The organism is Stenotrophomonas sp. P5_B8 (assembly GCF_054049855.1).
In genome coordinates this window covers 1-4,814 of sequence record NZ_JBFULO010000301.1, presented here as the reverse complement: position 1 = coordinate 4,814, position 4,814 = coordinate 1, and the positions used below count along the sequence as shown (strand labels likewise).

Here is a 4,814-nt window from a genome sequence, read left to right as displayed (position 1 = left end):
TCTTGATCAGCGGGGCGGCCAGAGCCTCCAGTTGCTCGGCGTTGATCCAGCCCTGGCCGAAGGCGATTTCTTCCGGGCAGCAGACCTGCAGGCCCTGTCGGGTCTGGATGGTCTCGATGAAGTTGGACGCCTCCAGCAGCGACTGGTGGGTGCCGGTATCCAGCCACGCGTAGCCGCGACCCAGCGCCTCCAGATGCAGATTGCCTTCGCGCAGATAGCGCTGGTTGAGATCGGTGATCTCCAGCTCGCCGCGCGGCGACGGCTTCAGCTCGGCCGCGTGGTGGCTGGCGTTGCCGTCGTAGAAATACAGGCCGGTCACCGCGTAGTTGGAACGCGGATTGGCCGGCTTCTCGACCAGGTCGATCACCTTGCCGGCCTTGTCGAACTCGGCCACGCCGTAGCGCTCCGGATCGTTGACCCAATAGCCGAACACGGTCGCGCCGTGATCGCGCTCGTCGGCATTGCGCAGCACTTCCCGCAGGCCATGGCCGTGGAAGATGTTGTCGCCCAGTACCAGGCAGCTCGGTTTGCCGTCGACGAAGTCACGACCAATGAGATAAGCCTGCGCCAGCCCGTCCGGACTCGGCTGCACGGCGTACTGGATGTTCATGCCCCACTGCGAGCCGTCGCCCAGTAGGGTCTGGAACAGCGCCTGCTCGTGCGGCGTGTTGATGATCAGCACGTCGCGGATCCCCGCCAGCATCAGCACGCTGAGCGGGTAATAGATCATCGGCTTGTCGTACACCGGCAGCAGCTGCTTGCTGACGCCCTTGGTGATCGGATACAGGCGTGTGCCCGAACCGCCCGCGAGGATGATGCCCTTGCGTTGAGTCATGCGAATTTCCTCTTTACTGGTGATCACCGCCCTCAGGCGGTGGTGCCGATGCGCTGCAGGCGGTAGCTGCCGTCGAGCACGCCGTTGACCCATTCCTGGTTGTCCAGGTACCAGTCCACGGTGAAGCCGATGCCCTGCTCGAAGGTGTACTTCGGCTCCCAACCGAGCTGGTCCTTCAACTTGCTGGCGTCGATCGCGTAGCGGCGGTCATGGCCGGGGCGGTCGGTRACATAAGTGATCTGGCTGCTGCGCGGCTGGCCGTCCTCGCGCGGGCGGCGCGCATCGAGCAGCGCGCAAATTGCGTGCACCACCTCGATGTTCTGCTTTTCCGAGTTGCCGCCCACGTTGTAGGTCTCGCCGACCTGGCCCTTGGCCAGCACCGTGCGGATCGCTTCGCAGTGGTCGCTGACGAACAGCCAGTCGCGTACCTGCTTGCCGTCGCCATAGACCGGCAGCGGCTCGCCGGCCAGCGCCTTGGCGATCACCAGCGGGATCAACTTTTCCGGGAAGTGGTACGGACCGTAGTTGTTGGAGCAGTTGGTGGTCAGCACCGGCAAGCCGTAGGTGTGGTGGAACGCCCGCACCAGGTGGTCGGAGGCCGCCTTGGACGCCGAATACGGCGAGTTGGGCGCGAACGGGGTGGTTTCGGTGAACTTGCCGGTCGCGCCCAGGGTGCCGTACACCTCGTCGGTGGACACGTGCAGGAAGCGGAAGGCCGCGCCCTTGTCGGCCGGCAGCGCCTTCCAATAGTCGCGCACGGTCTCGAGCAGGGCCAAGGTGCCGACCACGTTGGTCTGGATGAACGCACCCGGGCCATCGATGGAGCGATCCACATGGCTTTCGGCGGCGAAGTTCAGCACCGCGTCGGGCTGGTGCTCGGCCAGCAGGCGCGCCACCAGGGACTGATCACCGATGTCGCCGTGCACGAACACGTGATCCGGGTTGCCGTCCAGCGGCGCCAACGTCTTCAGGTTGCCGGCGTAGGTCAGCGCATCGAGGTTGACCACCTTGACGCCCTTGGCGACCGCTTCGAGTACAAAGTTACCGCCAATGAATCCGGCTCCGCCGGTGACAAGCCATGTGGGCACTACCCGTTCTCCTGTTCGGTTCTAAAGTCTCCGGCCGCCAATGCAGCGCTCCGGATGCAGCGCTACAGGATACAGGTGGGCGGTCTTCACGACTGCCTGCCGGACGTGAACGAAACCGCTGGGATGCGCATTTTGTGCCGCGCCGCAACATAACCATACGCATTCGCATGGTTGCCTTCGGCCAGTTAGAATCGCGGTCCCACCCCCGAACCGGTTGCTGTCTACAGAACCGGACGTTCCCCCGTTATTGAAGGATCCAGCACCAGATGAAAATCCTCGTCGCGTACAAGCGCGTGGTGGACTACAACGTCCGCATTCAGGTCAAGCCGGACGGTTCCGGCGTGGTCACCGACGGCGTCAAGCTGTCCCCCAACCCGTTCGATGAGATCGCGCTGGAAGAAGCGCTGCGTCTGCGCGACCAGGGCATCGCCACCGAAGTCGTGGTGGCCACCATCGCCCCCGCCGACGCCCAGGCCCACCTGCGCAACGGCCTGGCCATGGGCGCCAACCGTGCCATCCACGTGGTCACCGACCAGGCCATCCAGCCGCTGACCGCCGCGCGCACCCTGCTCAAGCTGGTGGAGAAGGAACAGCCGGACCTGGTCATCCTCGGCAAGCAGGCCATCGACGACGACGCCAACCAGACCGGCCAGATGCTGGCCACGCTGTGGGGCCGCCCGCAGGCGACCTTTGCCAGCAAGCTGCAGATCGACGGCGGCAAGGCCACGGTCACCCGTGAAGTCGATGCCGGCCTGGAAACGCTGGAAGTGGACCTGCCGGCGGTGGTCACCACCGACCTGCGCCTCAATGAGCCGCGCTTCATCAAGCTGCCGGACATCATGAAGGCCAAGGCCAAGCCGATGGAAACCCTGCAGCTGGCCGACCTCGGCGTGGACGCCGCCGATACCTTCAAGACCACCCAGTACGCCGCGCCGGTCAAGCGCAGCAAGGGCGTGATGGTCAAGGACGCGGCCGAACTGGTCGCCGCACTCAAGCAGAAGGGGTTGCTGTAATGACCAAGATCCTCGTTGTCGCCGAGCACCACGACGGCAAGCTCAACGCCGCCACCGCCAAGACCGTCAGTGCCGCCGCCGCCATCAGCGGTGCCAGCATCGACGTGCTGGTGCTGGCCGCCGACCCGGCCGCCGCGGCCGCGGAAGCCGCCCAGCTGGCCGGCGTGGCCAAAGTGCTGACCGTGGCCAACCCCGCCAACGCGCAGGCGCTGGCCCAGGTGCTGGCCCCGCAGATCGCGCAGCTGGCCAAGGGATACACCCACGTGTTCGGCCCGTCGACCACCTTCGGCAAGGACCTCATGCCCTGCGTGGCCGCCCTGCTGGGCGTCAACCAGGTCTCGGACCTGATGACCGTCGAAGGCAGCCACAGCTTCAAGCGCCCGATCTACGCGGGCAACGCGATCATCACCGTCGACGTGCCGGCCGACCAGATCGTGGTCGCCACGGTGCGTGCCGCGTCCTGGCCGGAAGCCGCCAAGGGCGGCAATGCCACCGTGGAAGCGGCCAGCGTCGATGCGGCCCTGCCGACCCACACCCGCTTCGTCGGCCTGGCCGCCGGTGCCACCGACCGCCCGGACCTGCAGAGCGCCAAGCGCGTGGTCTCTGGCGGCCGTGGCGTGGGTTCGGAAGAGAACTTCAAGGTGATCTTCCAACTGGCCGACAAGCTCGGCGCCGCCGTCGGTGCCTCGCGCGCCGCCGTGGACGCCGGCTATGTGCCCAGCGACCTGCAGGTGGGCCAGACCGGCAAGATCATCTCGCCGGAGCTGTATGTGGCCGTGGGCATCAGCGGCGCGATCCAGCATCTGACCGGGATCAAGGACGCCGGCACGATCGTSGCGATCAACAAGGACCCGGATTCGCCGATCTTCGAGATCGCCGATATTGGGTTGGTGGGTGATCTGTTCACGTTGTTGCCGGAGCTGGAAGCGGCGTTGTAAGGCAAACGCGCCAGCGCGGCATTTGAAGGCCGGAATCCCCAGTGGATTCCGGCTTTTTTCATTTGGCCACGCCGGTTGTCGCGTATCAGCATCGGACGAGGTGCGTGCCGGGGATACGTTGGGGTGCGCTTGATTTGCTATCGACCACACAGAACGTGGCGGAAAGATCGATCAGTATTTCAGTCCCATGGCACACCCCGTATGATACTGCCCATCACGCGGACTTAACTTGGGCCGCAGGGAAAGCAGGGCCTTACAGGGAGCGTTGCAGGGAAGATCCGACTGGATCGTCCGTTCAGATAATGAAGATCTCAGATTCGACCCTCCTCCGGCGGCTTCCCGCGTGGGGAACGTGCGTCGCAGGACTCTCGACCCTTGTCCTGCTGTTCCGAATGCTGCGCTTCCAGGCAGCTACGGACCTCGCTGTGTTTGCCGCAAGCTGCGCGCTCGAGCTTGTGCTGCTGGATTTGGCAACGCGGCTGACGCTGCGCTTGCGCTTCGTGCCGTTGCGCATCCTGATGCTGGTGCTGCCCGCGCTTGCTGGTTGCATCTACATGGCCCAGCTCTATTCGATCTGGATTTCCGGCGGCCTCATTCCTCCGATCGCATTCGCCAACCAGGAAGTGGTCGGGTTGATCGCATTCGATGGCATCTATGCGCTGTTGGCGGTATTCCTGACAGCKTTCATCGGACATGCCTGCGTGGTCCGCACCACATACAAGCCACTATCGCGTCGCATCACCGCGGTTGTCATTCTGGTGCTGGGTACAGGCTATGCCGCGCTGTTGGCCATTCAGCCACTGGCCCGTGGCATCGTGGTCGCGCGCGGGGAAGCACCGATCTCTTCTTTCCTTCGCTCGGCCGCCACGTCGGCCGGCATGAGTGGCCAGGTCCAGATCAGCGCAGCCGAACTGATCGAGGCGCGCGCCGAGTTCTCGCG

Annotated in this window: 4 protein-coding genes and 1 pseudogene; 3 read left to right on the top strand and 2 right to left on the bottom strand. The window is 64.9% G+C overall.

What is annotated here, in order from left to right:
• Both rfbA and rfbB read right to left on the bottom strand, forming a co-directional pair.
• On the bottom strand, positions 1–835 hold an 835-nt coding region (gene rfbA, locus ACXJKH_RS14930; protein ID WP_457320415.1), incomplete at its 3' end, for a glucose-1-phosphate thymidylyltransferase RfbA.
• A 32-nt stretch (positions 836–867) separates the two neighbouring features.
• Positions 868–1,923, bottom strand: coding sequence for a dTDP-glucose 4,6-dehydratase (rfbB, locus tag ACXJKH_RS14925; protein WP_457320413.1), 1,056 nt, complete (start codon positions 1,921–1,923; stop codon positions 868–870).
• A 266-nt stretch (positions 1,924–2,189) separates the two neighbouring features.
• On the opposite strand from rfbB, the gene ACXJKH_RS14920 reads away from it, so the two are divergent.
• From ACXJKH_RS14920 to ACXJKH_RS14910, 3 genes and pseudogenes are all read left to right on the top strand, one after another.
• On the top strand, positions 2,190–2,936 hold the full coding sequence (locus tag ACXJKH_RS14920) for an electron transfer flavoprotein subunit beta/FixA family protein (protein WP_256775331.1): 747 nt from the start codon (positions 2,190–2,192) through the stop codon (positions 2,934–2,936).
• Positions 2,936–3,874 carry an electron transfer flavoprotein subunit alpha/FixB family protein gene (locus ACXJKH_RS14915; protein WP_457320411.1) on the top strand — a complete coding sequence of 313 codons (939 nt, stop codon included), beginning with the start codon at positions 2,936–2,938 and terminating at the stop codon, positions 3,872–3,874. Before ACXJKH_RS14920 ends, ACXJKH_RS14915 begins: the two co-directional genes overlap by 1 nt.
• A 392-nt stretch (positions 3,875–4,266) precedes the next feature.
• A pseudogene (locus tag ACXJKH_RS14910) lies at positions 4,267–4,814 on the top strand (LTA synthase family protein); the annotation flags it as partial.